At 70.0% G+C, this 16128-nt stretch carries 14 protein-coding genes and 1 pseudogene; 2 read left to right on the forward strand and 13 right to left on the reverse strand.

The features are described from left to right. Positions 1 to 11: 11 nt before the first annotated feature. The 6 genes from ACSGDB_RS02590 to argC are packed head-to-tail and all read right to left on the reverse strand — an operon-like array spanning position 12 to position 5958. Entirely contained in the window at positions 12 to 551 is a 540-nt protein-coding gene (locus ACSGDB_RS02590) for an arginine repressor (protein ID WP_434992614.1), read from the reverse strand. Beyond that, entirely contained in the window at positions 548 to 1513 is a 966-nt protein-coding gene (argF, locus tag ACSGDB_RS02595; RefSeq protein WP_434992616.1) for an ornithine carbamoyltransferase, read from the reverse strand. Before argF ends, ACSGDB_RS02590 begins: the two co-directional genes overlap by 4 nt. Further along, positions 1510 to 2778 carry an acetylornithine transaminase gene (locus tag ACSGDB_RS02600; protein ID WP_434992617.1) on the reverse strand — a complete coding sequence of 423 codons (1269 nt, stop codon included), beginning with the start codon at positions 2776 to 2778 and terminating at the stop codon, positions 1510 to 1512. The genes argF and ACSGDB_RS02600 overlap by 4 nt, the downstream gene beginning before the upstream one ends. Further along, a complete protein-coding gene (gene argB, locus ACSGDB_RS02605; RefSeq protein WP_434992619.1) occupies positions 2775 to 3749 on the reverse strand; it encodes an acetylglutamate kinase in 975 nt (324 codons plus the stop codon). The genes ACSGDB_RS02600 and argB overlap by 4 nt, the downstream gene beginning before the upstream one ends. A gap of 11 nt (positions 3750 to 3760) precedes the next feature. Then, a complete protein-coding gene (gene argJ, locus ACSGDB_RS02610) occupies positions 3761 to 4930 on the reverse strand; it encodes a bifunctional glutamate N-acetyltransferase/amino-acid acetyltransferase ArgJ (RefSeq protein WP_434992620.1) in 1170 nt (389 codons plus the stop codon). Then, positions 4927 to 5958: an N-acetyl-gamma-glutamyl-phosphate reductase gene (gene argC, locus ACSGDB_RS02615; RefSeq protein ID WP_434992621.1), complete on the reverse strand. Its 1032-nt coding sequence runs from the start codon at positions 5956 to 5958 to the stop codon at positions 4927 to 4929. The genes argJ and argC overlap by 4 nt, the downstream gene beginning before the upstream one ends. A 124-nt stretch (positions 5959 to 6082) precedes the next feature. Here argC and ACSGDB_RS02620 point away from each other — a divergent pair, with 124 nt between their 5' ends. Further along, on the forward strand, positions 6083 to 7048 hold the full coding sequence (locus ACSGDB_RS02620) for a quinone oxidoreductase family protein (RefSeq protein ID WP_434992623.1): 966 nt from the start codon (positions 6083 to 6085) through the stop codon (positions 7046 to 7048). 138 nt (positions 7049 to 7186) lie between these two features. On the opposite strand, the gene ACSGDB_RS02625 is transcribed toward ACSGDB_RS02620, so the two are convergent. The 3 genes and pseudogenes from ACSGDB_RS02625 to ACSGDB_RS02635 form a co-directional block, all read right to left on the reverse strand. Next, complete coding sequence (locus ACSGDB_RS02625; protein WP_434992625.1) at positions 7187 to 8647, reverse strand: HNH endonuclease; 1461 nt, start codon at positions 8645 to 8647, stop codon at positions 7187 to 7189. A 144-nt stretch (positions 8648 to 8791) separates the two neighbouring features. Beyond that, positions 8792 to 9472 (reverse strand): LysR family transcriptional regulator substrate-binding protein, encoded by a 681-nt coding sequence (locus ACSGDB_RS02630; protein ID WP_434992935.1) that lies wholly within the window; start codon positions 9470 to 9472, stop codon positions 8792 to 8794. A gap of 48 nt (positions 9473 to 9520) precedes the next feature. Then, positions 9521 to 9694 (reverse strand): annotated as a pseudogene (locus ACSGDB_RS02635) (LysR family transcriptional regulator); the annotation flags it as partial. 72 nt (positions 9695 to 9766) lie between these two features. On the opposite strand from ACSGDB_RS02635, the gene ACSGDB_RS02640 reads away from it, so the two are divergent. After that, positions 9767 to 10759: a DMT family transporter gene (locus tag ACSGDB_RS02640; RefSeq protein ID WP_434992627.1), complete on the forward strand. Its 993-nt coding sequence runs from the start codon at positions 9767 to 9769 to the stop codon at positions 10757 to 10759. 83 nt (positions 10760 to 10842) lie between these two features. Here ACSGDB_RS02640 and ACSGDB_RS02645 read toward each other — a convergent pair whose 3' ends face one another. From ACSGDB_RS02645 to pheS, 4 genes are all read right to left on the reverse strand, one after another. Next, the gene (locus ACSGDB_RS02645) at positions 10843 to 11307 is read right to left on the reverse strand and encodes a nuclear transport factor 2 family protein (protein WP_434992629.1); all 465 of its coding nucleotides are present in this window, start codon (positions 11305 to 11307) and stop codon (positions 10843 to 10845) included. 139 nt (positions 11308 to 11446) lie between these two features. Beyond that, the gene (locus ACSGDB_RS02650; protein ID WP_434992632.1) at positions 11447 to 11998 is read right to left on the reverse strand and encodes a hypothetical protein; all 552 of its coding nucleotides are present in this window, start codon (positions 11996 to 11998) and stop codon (positions 11447 to 11449) included. Positions 11999 to 12470: 472 nt separating this feature from the next. Beyond that, on the reverse strand, positions 12471 to 15014 hold the full coding sequence (gene pheT / locus ACSGDB_RS02655) for a phenylalanine--tRNA ligase subunit beta (protein ID WP_434992634.1): 2544 nt from the start codon (positions 15012 to 15014) through the stop codon (positions 12471 to 12473). Continuing rightward, positions 15015 to 16097 carry a phenylalanine--tRNA ligase subunit alpha gene (gene pheS, locus ACSGDB_RS02660; RefSeq protein WP_434992636.1) on the reverse strand — a complete coding sequence of 361 codons (1083 nt, stop codon included), beginning with the start codon at positions 16095 to 16097 and terminating at the stop codon, positions 15015 to 15017. It abuts the gene before it with no gap. Positions 16098 to 16128 lie beyond the last annotated feature (31 nt).

The raw sequence follows: 16128 nt of genomic DNA on the forward strand, positions 1-16128 counted from the left end.
GCGACGGCGGGTCAGGACGGGTCGGTGGGTCCCTGCGGCTCGCGGGCGAGTCCGAGGAAGCGGTCCGCGACGGCCGCTCCGCCGTCGGGGTCGCGGCTGACGAGCATCACGGTGTCGTCCCCCGCGATGGTGCCGAGGATCGAGGGCATCACCGAGTGGTCGATCGCCAGGGCGAGGAAGTTCGCGGCCCCGGGCGGCGTGCGGAGGATCACGATGTTCCCCGACGCCTCGGCGGTGACCAGCAGTTCGTTGCACAGCTTCGCGAGCCGCGCGTCGAGGATCTCCTGGGACACGCCGCTGCGGGCGTGCCGGCCGCCGCCCTCCACCGGTACCGCGTAGATCAGCGCGCCGTCGGCCCCGCGGACGCGCACGACGCCGAGCTCCACGAGGTCGCGCGACAGCGTGCCCTGGTTGACCTGCACGCCGTCGGCGGCGAGCAGGGTGGCCAGCTCCACCTGGGAGCGGACGGACTGGGCGGTCAGGAGGTCGGTGATGCGGGCCTGCCGCGCGGTCTTCGTGGTGGGGCGTGCGGAGTCGCGCTGCACGGTCATGAGCCGCCTCCCTGACCGTCGGGCCGGGCGGACTGCCGCACGAGCCACGTCATGAGGGCCTTCTGGGCATGCAGCCGGTTCTCGGCCTCGTCCCAGACGAGCGACTGCGGGCCGTCGAGGACCTCGGCCGCGATCTCGTAGCCGCGGTAGGCGGGAAGGCAGTGGAGCACGACGGCGTCCGGCGCGGCCTGTGCCATGGCCGCGGCGTCCACGGCGTAGGAGCGGAACAGCGCCTGCCGGGCCGACTTCTCGTCCTCCTGGCCCATGGACACCCAGGTGTCGGTGGCGACGACGTCGGCTCCTGCGAGCGCGGCGGCCGCGTCCGTGGTGACGAGGACGGACCCGCCGGTGTCGGCGGCCCGCTCCTCGGCGGCGGCGACGACGGCCGGGTCGGGGAGGTAGCCCTCGGGCCCGGCGATCCGGACGTGCATGCCGGCGGTCACCCCCGCGAGGAGGTAGGAGTTGGCCATGTTGTTGGCGCTGTCCCCCAGGTAGGTGAGGGTGAGGCCGGCAAGCGTGCCCTTGTGCTCCCGGATGGTGAGCAGGTCCGCGAGCAGCTGGCACGGGTGGTAGTCGTCCGAGAGGGCGTTGATGACCGGGACGCTCGACGCCGCGGCCATCTCCTCGAGGCCGGCCTGGGCGTAGGTGCGCCAGACGATCGTCGCGACCATGCGGTCGAGGACCCTGGCGGTGTCGGTGATCGACTCCTTGTGCCCCAGCTGCGAATCCCCTGCCCCGATGATCAGCGGCACACCGCCGAGGTCCGCGATCCCGGCGGCGAAGGACACCCGGGTGCGGGTGGAGGTCTTGTCGAAGATGACGGCGACGGTCTTGCGGCCGGCCCCCTCCCCCGCGAACGGCGCGTGGGCGTAGGGCTTCGCCTTGAGTTCGGCGGCGAGGTCCAGGACCTCGGCCTGCTCGGCGGGTGAGAGATCCGTGTCGACGAGGAAGTGGCGCGTCATGGGGTTGCCTCCCGGCTGTCGGCGTGGGCGGTGCGGGCTGTGGTGAGGATGGCGGGCAGGGCGTCCAGGAACGTCGCGGCCTGCTCCGGGGTGAGGATGAGCGGCGGCGCGAGCCGGAGGGTCGAGGGCCCGGTCGCGTTGATGATGAATCCCGCGGCGAGCGCCGCCTGGACCGCGGCCGGGGCGTAGGCGCCGTCGACGTCGAACCCGATGAGCAGGCCCTGCCCCCGCACGGCAGTGACGCCCTCGGTGGCGGCGAGGCGGTCGGCGAGGAGGCCGCCGACGTCGGACGCGTGGTCCAGGGCGCCCGTCGACTCGAGGACGTGCAGGGTGGCGAGGCCCGCCGCGGTGGCCACGGGATTCCCGCCGAAGGTGGTGCCGTGCTGTCCCGCGCCGATGAGGGCGGAGACGTCCTCGCCGAAGGTGACGAGTGCGCCGATCGGGAAGCCGCCGCCGAGTCCCTTGGCGAGCGTCATGGCGTCGGGGAGGACGCCGTCGACCCACTGGTGGGCGAACCAGCGGCCCGTCCGGGCGACGCCGGACTGGACCTCGTCGAGGATGAGCAGGGCGCCGTGCTCGCGGGTGAGCTCCCGGGCGGCGCGGAGGTATTCGGGTGAGAGCGGCCGGACGCCGGCCTCACCCTGGATCGGCTCGATGACCAGTGCGGCCACGGAGGAGTCCATGGCGGCGCGGAGGGCCTCGATGTCGTCGAAGGGGATGTGCTCGACGCCGCCGGGCAGTGGCTCGAACGGCTCGCGGTAGGCCTTCTTGGAGGTCAGCGCGAGGGCGCCCATGGTGCGGCCGTGGAAGGCGCCGTCGAGGGCGAGGATGCGTTGCCGCTCCGGCGTGCTGTTGCGGCGCGCGAGTTTGACCGCTGCTTCGAGGGCCTCGGCGCCGGAGTTGGTGAAGAACACGCGGGACCCGGCGGGCGCGGCGGCGAGGGCCAGCAGCTTCTCCGCGAGCGCTACCTGTGTGGGGCTCGTGAAGAAGTTGGAGATGTGGCCGAGGGTCGCCAGCTGGCTGGAGACGACGGAGGCGACGAAGGGGTGCGCGTGGCCGAGGGCGTTGACTGCGATGCCGCCGAGGAGGTCGAGGTACTGCCCGCCGTCGGCGTCCCACACCACGCAGCCGGAGCCGCGCACCAGCACGCGCTGCGGTGTGCCGAAGACCCCCATCAGCGAGCCGTTGTAGCGGGCGAGCCAGTCGGCGCCGGACGCAGCGCCCGTCAGCAGGTCCGCGGTCTCGTTGGTCACGGTGGCGTTCATGCCGTCCCTCCCGGGGTCGTGGGCGCCGCGCTGCCCGTGGCGTCGTCGGGGACCACCTGCGTGCCGATGCCCGCGGTGGTGAACGTCTCGAGCAGCATGGAGTGGGCCAGCCGTCCGTCGACGATGTGTGCGCGTTCCACGCCCGCCTCCACGGCCTGCAGGCACGCGGCCATCTTCGGGATCATGCCGGACTCGAGACCGGGCAGGAGCTCGCGGAGCTCGCTCACGGTCAGGGAGGAGATGAGGGAGCCGCGGTCCGGCCAGGCCGCGTACAGGCCCTCGACGTCGGTCAGGATCACGAGCTTCGAGGCCCCCAGGGCGGCGGCCAGCGCCGCGGCGGCGGAGTCCGCGTTCACGTTGAGCACCTGCTGCACGGCCTTGCCGTCGGCGTCGTACTCCGGCGCGACGGTGGAGATCACGGGGATGCGCCCGGCCTGGAGGAGGTCGAGGATGGCGCCGGGGTGGACGGCGGTCACGTCCCCGACGAGGCCGAGGTCGACGTTCTCGCCGTCGACGACGGTCCCGGTGCGCACCGCGCGGAGGAGCCCGCCGTCCTCGCCGGACAGGCCCACGGCGTAGGGGCCGTGGGAGTTGATGAGGCCCACGAGCTCACGGCCCACCTGGCCCGTGAGGACCATCCGCACCACGTCCATGGCCTCCGGGGTCGTCACGCGGAGGCCCCCCCTGAACTCGGACTCGATACCGAGCCTGGCGAGCATCGCGTTGATCTGGGGGCCGCCGCCGTGCACGACGACGGGCCGGATGCCCACGTGGTGCAGGAAGACGACGTCCTCGGCGAAGGCCCGACGCATCTCCTCGTTCACCATGGCATTGCCGCCGTACTTGATGACCATGGTGGTGCCCGCGAAGCGCTGGATCCAGGGCAGCGCCTCCACCAGCGTGGCGGCCTTGTCCTGGGCCCTCAGGGTCGAGGCCGACGGCGTCGCGGTCGGGGTGGTGCTCTTCGTCATGGCGTCTCCCGTCAGCTCGAGTAGGCGGAGTTCTCGTGCACGTACTCGTGCGTGAGGTCGTTGGTCCAGATGGTGGCGCTCGCGGAGCCGGCGGCGAGGTCGATCTCGACGGTCACATCCCGACCCGTGAGGTCCACGAGGTCGCGGGGGTCCCCGATCCCGCCGTTCCGGCAGATCTGCACGCCGTTCATCGCGACGTTCAGGGCGTCCGGCTCGAAGACGGCGTCGGTCGTGCCGACGGCTGCCAGGACGCGGCCCCAGTTGGGGTCGTTGCCGAAGACGGCGGTCTTGAACAGGTTGGAGCGGGCGACGGCACGGCTGACCACCTCGGCGTCGCGCTCGGTGGCGGCGTTCACCGTGGTGACGGCGATGGTGTGGCTCGCGCCTTCGGCGTCCTCGATGAGCTGAGCGGCGAGGTCGAGGCAGACCCGCGTCAGGGCCGCGGTGAACTGCGCCGGGTCCGGTGCGACACCGGCCGCTCCGGAGGCCAGCAGGACCACGGTGTCGTTGGTGGACATGCAACCGTCCGCATCGGTGCGGTCGAAGCTCACGCGGGTGGCCTCCCGCAGGGCGGCGTCCAGGGCGTCGGCGTCCAGGGCGGCGTCCGTGGTGAGGACCACGAGCATCGTGGCGAGGCCCGGGGCCAGCATCCCGGCGCCCTTGGCCATCCCGCCGATCGCGTAGCCCTCGCTCGCGGCGTCGGCCGTCTCCGGGTAGCGGGCCTCCTTGGCCACGGTGTCGGTGGTCATGATCGCCTCGGCAGCGGCCGGCCCGCCGCCCCTGCCCAGCGAGCCGGCGGCGTCCGTGACCCCGGCGAGCAGCCGGTCCATCGGGAGCTGCTCACCGATCAGGCCGGTGGAACAGACGAAGACGTCCGTCGCGGAGAACCCGAGCAGTTCGGCGGTGACCTCGGCGGTGCGGTGCGTGTTCTGGAAGCCCTCGGGACCGGTGCAGGCGTTGGCGCCACCGGAGTTCAGGACGACGGCGTCGACCCGGCCGTCCGCGACGACCTGCCGCGACCAGAGCACGGGCGCGGCCGCCACGCGGTTGGAGGTGAACACGGCGGCCGCGTTGTGCAGCGGTCCGTCGTTGGTGACGAGGGCGACGTCGGGCTTGCCGGTGCTCTTGAGGCCGGCGGCGACGCCCGCAGCGCGGAACCCGCCCGGGTAGGTGATGCTCACGGTGCGATCCCCTGGATGGTCAGGCCCGCGGTCTCATCGAGTCCGAGGGCGATGTTCATGGACTGCACGGCACCGCCGGCGGTCCCCTTGGTGAGGTTGTCGATGACACAGCTGACGATCACGCGGCCGGCATGGTCGTCGAAGGCGAGCTGGAGGTTCGCGTGGTTCGAGCCCAGGACCGCCTTGGTGGTGGGCCACTGACCCTCCGGCAGCATCCGCACGAACGGCTCGGCCGCATAGGCGTCCTCCCACGCCTGCCGCAGCCGGGCGTACCCGGTGCCGGGTGTGACCCGGGCGGTCGCGGTGGTCAGGATCCCTCGCGCCATGGGGGCGAGGGTGGGCGTGAAGGACAGCGAGACGCGCTTGCCGGCCGCACGGCTCAGGCCCTGCTCCATCTCGGGGGTGTGGCGGTGCCCGCCGCCGACGCCGTAGGGGCTCATGCCGCCCATCACCTCGGACCCGAGCAGGTGGGGCTTGACGGCCTTGCCCGCCCCGGAGGTGCCGGACGCGGAGACGACGACGACGTCGTCGGACTCGAGGAGCCCCGCCACGAACCCCGGGCAGAGGGCGAGGAGGACGCTCGTGGGGTAGCAGCCCGGGACGGCGATGCGGCGGGCTCCGGCGAGACCGGCCCGGTGGCCGGGGAGTTCGGGTAGCCCGTACGGCCAGGTGCCCGCATGGGCCGACCCGTAGAACTTCGTCCACGCGGCCGGGTCCTCGAGGCGGTGGTCCGCTCCGGCGTCGATCACGAGCGTGTCCGCCGGGAGTTGGGCGGCGACCTCGGCGCTGGCGCCGTGCGGCAGGGCGAGGAAGACGACGTCGTGCCCCGTGAGCACGTCGGGGGTCGTCTCCTGCAGGACCCGGTCGGCGAGGGAATGCAGGTGGGGCTGGACGTCGCCGAGTCGTGCGCCGGCGTTGCTGTGGGCCGTGATCGCCCCGATCTCGATGTCGGGGTGGTTGGCGAGGAGGCGGAGGAGCTCTCCCCCGGCATACCCACTGGCGCCGGACACGGCTGCGGTGAACGTCATGACGTCAGCCTACAGCAAGGGTATGCAAGGCAACACATAGTTATGCACTCTGGTGGCCCTCGTGCCGGATTGGCAGGGCGCGCTCCGCGAATAGCATGAGGGGACGCCACCGAAAGGAACCACCATGCCGTCAGCCATCGTCGTCACCGCACCGGGCGGTCCGGACGTACTCACCCTCGCGACCGTCGACCGCCCCGAGCCCGGGCCGGGCCAGCTGCTGGTGAAGGTCGCCGCCGCCGGGGTCAATTTCATCGAGACCTATCAGCGCAGCGGCGCCTACGCCGTCGACTTCCCCTTCACCCCCGGCGCCGAGGCCGCCGGGACCGTGGAGGCGCTCGGCGAGGGCGTCACGGACTTCGCCGTCGGTGACCGCGTCGCGTTCGCGGAAGGCTCCGGGACATATGCGGAGTACGCCGTCGTGGCTGCGGACCGGGCGCTGCCCGTCCCCGAGGGCGTGGACCTGGAGACGGCCGCGGCCCTCCCCCTGCAGGGCATGACCGCCCATTACCTGATCAACTCTACGTTCCCCGTCCGGCCCGAGCACACGGTGCTGGTCCACGCCGGGGCGGGCGGTGTGGGCCTGCTGCTCATCCAGCTGCTCGAAGCCAGGGGTGCCCGTGTGATCACCACGGTGTCGACGCCGGAGAAGGAGAAGCTCGCGCGCGCCGCCGGCGCCGACGAGGTGCTCCGTTACGAAGGATTCGCCGATGCCGCGAGGACCCTGACCGAGGGGGTGGGGGTGGACGTCGTGTTCGACGGCGTGGGCCGGGCGACGTTCGACGACTCGCTGCGCTCGCTGCGGATCCGCGGCACCATGGTGCTGTTCGGTGCGGCGTCCGGTGCGGTGCCCCCGCTGGACCTGCAGCGCCTCAACAGTGGCGGCTCCCTCTTCGTCACCCGTCCCACGCTCGCGAACTACCTGCTCTCCCCCGAGGAGCGGCGCTGGCGGTCGGAGGAGCTTTTCGGCGCTGTCGCGGCGGGCCAGCTCGACGTCCGCATCGGTGCCCGGTACGCGCTCGCCGACGCGGCCCGCGCACACGAGGACCTGCAGGCCCGGCGCACCACGGGCAAGGTGTTGCTCGTTCCCTGAAGCGGGGCGCACATCCTTGGGTGACGACGATCGACGATCAAGTTGCCGACCCTCCCCTGAGCCCTGCAAGATGCACGGACTGGCGGCAGGTGAGGAAGTGGCCGTGTGTCGGTGAATCCCGAGAACCATCAGGGTGGGTCACGCGTAGACCATGTCGATGGAAAGGCTCCGCCGCGCCTGCGGAAAGGATGGAGCCCTGGGATCGTGGGGTGCGTGGCCCGGCACGAGGGTCGGTGTCGGCGAACGGTCGCGCGTCCCGGCTCCCCGTTCGTGGTCCGTCCTGTTCGGTCTGCTGCCGGGGAGGGGTGGTGCGGTGGAGGAGTAGGTGTGGCCGGTGGGCGTGCTGATCGTGATGGCGTGCCGGGCACTGGATCCTCGGTCGGGCCTGGGGCCGGGTGGTGCTGTGGCCTTCCAGCCGGGGAGTTCCTTGGTGTGGTTGCAGGCTTCGCAAAGCCCTGCCCCGTTGGCGAGGCTCGTTGGTCCGTTGGTGTGCCAGGGGATGATGTGGTCGTAGTGGCGGATCGGTGCGTCGCAGTACAGGGTCCGGCAGAGATGGTCGCGGGCCTGAAGGAAGCGGCGCTGCCCGGGCGTGAACAGTCGGGCCCGGGAATCGGCGGCGATCAGGTCCCCGGTACCGGGGGCGGTGTAGAGGCGCCGGAGCCAGACCTGTTGCTTTGCCTTGTCCTGGGTGAGGAGGTCGCGTGCCCAGCCGGCGGGAACGATCCCGTACCCGGGCAGCCGTGCCGGTTCGCTGTCGCCCTGGAACAGGGTGCGGTCGGTCATGATCAGTTGCACCTCGACCCGGGAGAACCCACCCGGTGTGCCCGTGGTCCGCTCGACGAGGGCGTCGGCCATCAGCTGGCCGCGGCTCCGCGGGTCCCCTGCCGCCCGTTGGGTGTCGGCGTGGCGGGTCAGCTCCGCATGCACCGCCACCCCCTCGGCGACCGGGAGGAGGGCTGTCAGGTACGTCATGGTGTCCGGGGCCGGGCGCAGACTCACATGCCGGTCCTTCGCAGCGTGGCTCGCCCGCTGGGTCACTGAGCGGGGGTCACGCCGGTACGCCGCCGCTCGCGCCGCAGCAATGATCGCCCGGTCCCCGGCGCCGTCGAACGTTCCCCCGTCCGGGCTGAGCTCCTCGTCGACCGCGCACCGGTCCGCCGCGGACAGGCAGGCCGTCTCGCGCACCAGCAGCGTCGCCCGCCACTCATTCAGCCGACCCTTCTCGAGGGCGGTGAGGGTGTGGGGCATCTCCGTCACCAGGGCCCGCGCCAACCCGAGCAGCCGTCCGCCGCGGGCCGGGGACTCCCGCCGGGCCAGGGCGAGCTGCGCGCCCACCCCCTGACCCCGCTCCCCGACCGGGACACCAGCGGCGGCCTGGGATTGGCGCTGGGCGAGATCGAACGCGACCGCGGCCCGCGCCTGCCGGCCCGCGATCGCCGACTTCAGATCCTCCAGGACCCGCACCTCATCGATCAGCTCAGCACCGTCCGCACTCAAAGGGAGGGAGGCCATTGCGTCGACCAACTTCCGCACCCGGGCCACCCGCGAAGCACCAGCGCTGTCGGCGGTGACGGGAGGAGCATTCCGGCTGCTGTCCATACCGAATTCTCCCAACCACCACCGACATTTTGAGGGCCGCTACGAGTCACCGTCTGTGAGCGCTCATCAAGATGACAACGGCCTGTCGACGGACTCGGTGGGACCAGGAATCGCTCCTCCGGCCACCGCCAGTAGGAGGATCCTTCAGCGTTCTTTGGTGGTTGCGTGGTGTTGGAGCGTGATGGCGACCTTGTGAACGGCGGTGCGGTGGAGGGCTTCGGGCCGGCAGAGTATGTCGACGTGTCTGGCAAGCGGTAGGTCGTGGAGCGGTTTAAGCACCATCCCGCTGCCGGATAGTGGGGGTGCGGTGTGGCGGGGCATGAGCGTGATGGCCGAACCGGCGGCGACGATCGCGGCCGCGATGAAGAACTCGTTGATGCGGTGGGTGATGTTCAGGGGTTCACCGGCGTGCACGGCGATGGCTTGCAGGGCAGATTCGAGCGGGAAGCTTTCCTGGACGGATACCCATTCCTCCCCACGAAGGTCAGCAGCACCGACGCTCGGCGCTACAGCGAGCCGGTGCCGTTCCGACATAGCGACATCCAAGGGTTCACACACCAGGGGCAGGGCGGTGATCGTGTCCGGCCAGGGGTTGCTGTGTGCGAGGCGGTGCGCGATGACCAGGTCGTAGTCGGCGGTCAGGGCAGGGAAAGCGTTCTGTCCCACATCCCGGTCGTGGAAGACCAGCCGCGGGTCTCCTTTCCTCGAGAGGGCGCGTAGGAGGGGTCCGAACCAGGTCAGACCGGCACTGGTGAACGCCGAGACGCTCACCGTGGCTGTCGGGTCCTGCACGTACCGGCTGACGGCCTGCTCCGCGGAGCTCATCGCGACACTGATGTCCACCGCCGCCGACGCCAGGGCCTGTCCAGCACCGGTCAAGACGAGATTCCGGCCCCGCCGCTCGGTCAGGGGAACCTCGACCGTGCGCTGCAACGCTGTGAGCTGCTGGGACACAGCGGACGCCGAGACGTGCTGGGATCGTGCCACGGCTGCGAGGCTGCCCCGCTCACCCAATTCACGAAGCAGGCGCAACTGGTGAAGATCCATAAGTAGAAGCTAAACCATTAGTTCATCAAGTGCCCTCTCGTCTTACTGGAAAACAACACACACACTCAAGGAGTGCCTTCCCTTTGCTCGTCGCCGTCCCGGACCCCGAATCCCTCCTCCGTCCGATACCGCAGCGCCCTCGGCGGGTTTGTGGTCGCGCGCAGGGTGGATCTGCTCCTGCTGCTGGTCGCCCTCGTCTGGGGCAGCAGCTACCTGGCGGCGAAAACCCTGACCGACACCGTCGGTGTCACGGTCATCCTTTCCCTGCGGTTCCTGATCACCACGGTGGCTCTGGTGGTCATCTGGTCGATGTGGAACCGTCACCGGACCACACGCCGCGAGACGCTGGTCGGGGTACTTCTGGGGTTCACGCAGGCCGCGGTGCTCATCCTGGAAACGCACGGGATCGCCGGTACCAGCGCCACGAACGCAGGACTGATCATCAGTCTCGTCATCGTGTTCACCCCCGTCACCGAGAGCATCGCCTTCCGGACCCCGCTGCCGCGGATGGTGTTCATCGCCGGGATCGTCGCGGTCGTCGGCGTGTGCCTGCTCGTCTCCGGGGACGGATTTGCGGCACCCACCGTCGGGGATACGCTCGTGCTCGCCGCGGCACTGGTCCGAGCCGTTCACGTCACCGCGGTCTCAGCCCTCACCCGAGGACGCGGGTTCAGTGCGCTCACGCTGACCCTGACCCAGAGCGCGGTCTGCGCGATCATCTATACCCTCGCCGACTACCAGGGCGTACTCCACGCGGTACGGGGATTCGACGCCGGTGAATGGATCGGTGTCCTCTACCTGGGTCTCGCGTGCAGTGTCTTCGCGTTCCTCGTACAGACCTGGGCCATCCAACAAACCTCAGCGTCCAGGGCCAGCCTCCTCATGGGCACCGAACCTATCTGGGCAGTCCTCATCGGACTGAGCATAGGCCAGGAAACACTCCACCTTCTTGGCATCATCGGAGCGGGCCTCATCATCACCGGAACCTATCTCGGACTACGAGCCGAAACACGCACCCGAACACCACCCACCCCGATAATCACAACCCCGACCCCAATCCGCTAAGGGATGATCTAGCGCGCGTTCCCACCGACGGATCCTCCTAGGGGCATTCATGTCGGATGATCGATGAGGTTCCAGCAGCTGATTCAGCGCTCAGGGACTGCTCGGTCTGGTTCATCCTCCGGGCGCCCCGGATACCACTCATGGAACTCGGAACATCGGCCCAAGTCATCAAAGCGCAGAAACCAGATGTTGTCGTATGCCGTGACCACACGATCAGTACCCGGCTCGTAGAAGATCGTCCGGCCATGAGCGACGACTCGTTCGCCCTCAACGACGACCGGGTAGTACTTGGCGTCGAAGGACTCGCCGACGAAAGCGTCGCGCTCACTCATCCACTCAGCAACGATCTCCTCGCGTCCCAGAGCTCGCGTCTGGAAGGGGTAATGCCACACAGCAGCCTCCGACCATAAATCGGCGATCGCTCGTTCGTCATAGCTCTTCCACGCCGTTACATAGGCATCAAGCCACTTCTGCGCCGCGGCCCTCGTCACCGGCACCTGTGGCATTGGGGTGGTGTGCCAGTTGGGTTGCTCCAGCAAGCTCTTCATTGTCTGATCGTCGCTAGGAAGTCGACATCGAAGCCCGCCCGCGAGCCGGTGACAAGGAGGCCATTTCGCAACACGCCCCGTTCGCCACGCGGGCCGCCACAACGAGAGTGTGCAGGTCTTGGCCGCAGACTACTGGCAGTTAACCGGTGGACTCCGCGGGCTGGTTGCTTCTATAGACACTGCAGCTTGAGTCGTAGAACTCGCTCAACAGGGCGATATCACCGTTTTGGGCTGGAGTCGTGATGCTCGAGTCGAAGTCCTCCGGGTTGCTGAGGTACTTCTGCGACACCGGTAGCGACGTGTACCTACCGATGTTCGTCACTGCTTCATTCCGCTTTTCCAGGTCCTGCTCGTCGACGGCCTCGAGGTAGACGTCCATCCAGGAACACAACCAGTACCCGGCAATGAAGTCATCCTGCATCTCGGGATAGCCCACAATGCGTCCTTGGCCTGGATTGACAGCGGGGTCGGAAAGATCGATTCCGGTACGAGGCCACTGAACCCCTTCAGGCAGGGCCTCAGGGAACGCGGCCGTGGCACGCTGAATCGTGGGGTCGGTCGTCGCCAGCTCGCTTGGTATCGCCTGCTCGCTCGGTATTGTCTGGAGCGCTGACGGTTCAGTGCCGCAAGCACTTGTCAGCAATGCCCCAATGGCGACAAGCGCAGCCACCACACGCGAATTACTCTTCATCGTTCGTCCCCATTTCGGCCTGGATGGACCGACCATACGCCGAATCCAGCAAAGCAACCCACTCGAGGTTCGATGCCAAGTCGACGCACGACTTCGTGAGTTTTCCCTTCAGCGAATTCAGCGATCAGACGGTGAAATCTCACGGCCGTCGTCGTGGAACTTGGCTGTCAAGGGCTGCCGGTAAGCCGGTCGCCCGCCGGAATCGCCTCGCCGATCTGCACTGAGCGTTACACCGCGGGCCTACTCACCGGGTCCCCGAGCCGGACCCCCGAACAAGACCTGACAGCCCGACGCACCGGAATCCGAATCCTCGCATCCCTCGACGGAAGTGCCCGAAGACGACGCGACACCCTCGCTGCCCGCCGTGGAACCCACCGGCAGGGGCGTCGCCGACCGGGATCCGTCCGTCGGACAGGAGAAGGCCCGCCCCCGCGCCGGGAACGGGCCTTCCGCCTGTCGACATGCACGCTGATCAGCGCTGCACGGCGCCGTACCGCTCTGCTGCCAGGGCCACCGCCGCGTCGCGCGCCGCACTGGCCTCGTCCGCCGTCAGCGTGCGGTCCGGAGCCCGGAAGCGCAGCGCGAAGGCGAGGGACTTCCGCCCCTCGGGGATGCCCTGCCCGGTGTAGACGTCGAACAGGCCGACGTCCTCGAGCAGCTCCCCCGCACCCTCGCGCAGGGTGTCGAGCACGTCGCCCGCGACCACCGAGGACTCGACGACCAGCGCGACGTCCTGGGTGGCCGGCGGGTAGGTGGACAGCGAGCGGGCGACGATCACGTCGGCGGCGGCCTCGAAGAGCAGGTCCGCGGTGATCTCCAGCGCCACGGTGCGTGCAGGGAGGTCCTGCGCGGCGATCAGCTTCGGGTGCAGCTCCCCCGCGTAGCCCAGCACCTCGCCGCTGCGCAGCGAGAACTCCGCCGTCCGTCCGGGGTGGAACGCCTGGTGGCTGCCCTGCCGGACGACGACGTCGACACCGGTGACCTCCGCCATCAGCTGCACGACGTCGACGGCGTCCGCCCAGTCCCAGGCGCGCGGGACGACACCGGCCGACGGCGCGGTCTCGTGGCCCGTGAACAGCGCTGCGACGACCAGCGGCTGGTCCGGGATCCCCGCATACAGTCCGTCGAGGACGGCGTCGTCGGGCCTGATGCCCAGAGGCGGGATCGACTCGGAGCCGAGGGCGCCGTCGGGCAGGAAGACCGACCCGGCCTCGAACAGCGCCAGGTCCCGGAAACCGCGCGAGTGGTTCCGCTTCGCCAGCTCCACGAGGCCGGGCAGGATCGACCGGCGGAGGAAGCCCAGTTCGGCGCTGAGCGGGTTCGCAAGCTTCACCGAGGAAGGCACCGTGCCCTCGTCGGGTGTGCCGAACACCGTGTTCGATGCCTCGCTGACGAAAGGGTAGGAGAGCACCTCCGTGAGCCCTGCCGCCGCGAGGGCGTTCAGGAGCCGGCGCCGCTGCTGCTGCACACGTGTCAGGCCGCGGCCGGGGGGCGCGACGGGCAGCGACGAGGGGATGGTCTCGTAGCCGACGAGCCGGATGATCTCCTCGGTCAGGTCCTCGCGCGTCTCGAGGTCGGTGCGCCAGCTCGGGGCGGTGACGCGGTATCCGCCGACGGTCTCCTCGACCGTCGCGCCGAGGTCCGTGAGCGTGCCGCGGATCTGCGCGTCGGTGAACTCACGCCCGATCAGGCGGGCCGGGAAGTCGGCGGCAAGGTCGATGACCCGGGGTTCAGGCGCCTGTCCGACGTCGGTGACGGCGTCGTCGACGGTCCCGCCGGCGAGCTCGAGGAGGAGGTCGACGGCGCGCTGCGCGGCGATGTCCGCGACGTTCCAGTCCACCCCCCGCTCGAAGCGCTTGGACGCCTCGGACGGCAGCCGGTGACGGCGCCGGGACCGGCCGATGCTGACGGCGTCGAAGTGGGCGGCCTCGATGAGCACGCTGTCCGTGTCCGCCGAGACCTCCGTGGCGGCACCGCCCATGACACCGGCGATACCAATGGGGCCCGAGTCGTCCGTGATGAGGAGGTCCTCGGCGTCGAGCGTGCGCTCCCGATCGTCGAGCGTCCGCAGCGTCTCCCCCGCTGCGGCCCGACGGACCACGATGTCGCCCGAGAGCGTGTCGAGGTCGTAGAAGTGCAGGGGCTGGCCGAGCTCGAGCATCACGTAGTTGGAGATGTCGACGACGAGCGAGATGGAGCGGATCCCGGCGAGGCGCAGCCGGGCGGCCATCCACGGCGGCGTGGGACGGGTGGGGTCGACGCCGCGGACCGTCCGCGCCACGAACCGGTCGCAGCCGGGCGTGCCGTAGACGGGGGCGGCGTCCTCCAGCCGCACGGGGTATCCACCGGGTGCGGCGGGCGGGACGACGACGGCGGCCGCCGGGTCGGTGAAGGCCGTCCCGGTGGCGTGCGCGTACTCGCGGGCGGCGCCGCGGATGGAGAAGCAGTACCCGCGGTCGGGGGTCACGTTGATCTCCGCCGCCTGGTCGTACAGCCCGAGGAGCTCGAGGGCATCGGTGCCCACCTCGGGGTCGAGGCCGAGGGTCGACAGCACGAGGATGCCGTCGTGGTCCTCGCCGATGCCCAGTTCGCGGACGGAGGCGATCATGCCCGCGGACACGTGGCCGTAGGTCTTGCGGGGGCTGATGCGGAAGTCGCCCGGGAGCACCGCACCGGGCAGGGTGACCACCACCTTGTCACCCTCGACGAAATTGTGGGCGCCGCACACGATGCCCTGCACGCCGGAGGGGTCGATGCCGTCGCCCGTCAGGGGTTGCCCGGCGCCCTCGGGCGCCACCCGGACCTCGCACCAGTTGATGGTCTTGCCGTTGGACTGCGGCTCCTTGACGATGCTGAGGACCTGCCCGACGACGACCGGGCCGGTCAGCTCGTCGGTGGGACGGTGGACGTCCTCTTCCTCCAGGCCCACCTTCACCAGCTCGGCCATCACGTCTTCCGCGGTCGCGTCCGCAGGCACGGCTGCGTACTCGCGCAGCCAGGACAGTGGGATTCTCACCTAGATCTCCATCCCGAAGTGTTCGCTGAAACGTACGTCGCCCTCGATCATGTCCCGCATGTCGATGACCTCGTTGCGGAACATGAGTGCCCGCTCGATCCCCATGCCGAAGGCGAACCCGGAGTAGACCTCCGGGTCTATGCCGGTGGCGCGCAGCACGTTGGGGTTGACCATGCCGCAGCCGCCCCACTCGATCCACCGCGGGCCGCCCTTGGCGCCCGGGTGCCAGATGTCGAGCTCCGCGCTCGGCTCCGTGAAGGGGAAGAAGTTGGGGCGCAGGCGCACCTTGGCGTCGTCGCCGAAGAGCTGCCGGGTGAAGTGCTCGAGCGTGCCCACGAGGTCCGCCATGGTGAGCCCCTTGTCGATGGCGAGGCCCTCGAACTGGTGGAAGACCGGCGTGTGGGTGGCGTCGAGCTCGTCGGTGCGGAACACCTTGCCCGGGCACAGGACGTAGATCGGCAGGTCGCGCTCGAGCATCGAGCGGACCTGGACCGGCGAGGTATGGGTGCGCAGCACGAGGTGCGCCTCGGGCGGCTCGACGAAGAACGTGTCCTGCATCTCGCGCGCCGGGTGGTCGGGCTTGAAGTTCAGGGCGTCGAAGTTGAACCACTCGGATTCGAGTTCCGGTCCTTCCGCGATCTCCCACCCCATGCCCACGAAGACGTCGATGACCCGCTCCTGCAGCGTGGATAGCGGGTGCCGGGCACCGGTCCGACGGCGGCGCGGGGCGGCGGTGACGTCCACGGCCTCCTCGACGAGGATCCGCGCGTCACGCTCGGCCTCGAGCTCGACCGTGCGGGCGGCGAGCGCCTGGTTGATCCGTCCGCGGGCGGGGCCGATGTTCTTGCCGGCCGCCGACTTCTGCTCCTTGGGCAGGGCGCCGATGCCCCGGTTGGCGAGGCTGAGGGGCGACTTCTCGCCGGTGTGGGCGATCCGGACCGCTTTCAGGCCGTCGAGGTCGGCGGCGGCCGCGATGTCGGCGAGCGCGGCGTCGACGGCGGAGGCCACCGACGCGGCGTCCAGCGGATCGGGGACCTGGGCATCGCGGCCGGAGGGCCCGGCGTGCTCTGGGGTTTCGGCCATGGGGTTCTCGTACCTTGCACTCTCGAAGCGT

Origin of the sequence: Arthrobacter sp. Ld5 (genome assembly GCF_051172775.1) — a bacterium.
Lineage (GTDB): Bacteria > Actinomycetota > Actinomycetes > Actinomycetales > Micrococcaceae > Arthrobacter_D.